The organism is Acinetobacter sp. A1, from assembly GCF_012371315.1.
Classification (GTDB): Bacteria; Pseudomonadota; Gammaproteobacteria; order Pseudomonadales; family Moraxellaceae; genus Acinetobacter.
This window is the reverse complement of sequence record NZ_JAAZQY010000092.1, coordinates 1-507: the sequence shown is the minus strand read 5'-3', so window position 1 is coordinate 507 and position 507 is coordinate 1. Positions and strand designations below refer to the sequence as shown.

Below are 507 nucleotides of genomic sequence, written 5' to 3'. Positions count from 1 at the left end.
CAGCATAGTCAACCAGTGATGCAACAACTATATGAATGGCTCAACCAACATCATCTGACAGTGCCATCGAGTTCTCCTACCGCCAAGGCTATTAATTACACTCTGAAGCGTTGGCCAGCCTTAAGCCGCTATCTGGATGATGGCAATCTACCGATATGCAACAATTGGGTAGAGAATCAGGTGCGTCCCTGGGCGTTGGGACGCAAGAACTGGCTGTTTGCAGGTTCGCTGCGCAGTGGTCAGCGAGCGGCAAATATCATGACTTTAATCCAGTCAGCAAAGCTGAATGGCTTGGATCCGTATGCCTATTTAAGTGATGTGCTGAAAAGGTTACCGACACACAAAGTGACCCAAATTGAAGAATTGCTGCCGCACTGCTGGAAACCTAAATCGAATTAAAAAATAGGTATGGGATTCAGCGGACGCTTACCATAAATTTAAGTCCCCACTTGTTTCTAAGTGGGGACTAAATTAAGGCTTATAGGATGAATTCAGAAGGTGTGTTCA

The 507-nt window shown here is 45.8% G+C and carries 1 protein-coding gene; it reads left to right on the top strand.

Annotated elements, in window-relative coordinates; all coding sequences use genetic code 11:
- Positions 1–399, top strand: a 399-nt coding sequence (locus HHA41_RS13065) for a transposase (RefSeq protein WP_168461971.1), incomplete at its 5' end; no start/stop codon positions are given.
- Positions 400–507 lie beyond the last annotated feature (108 nt).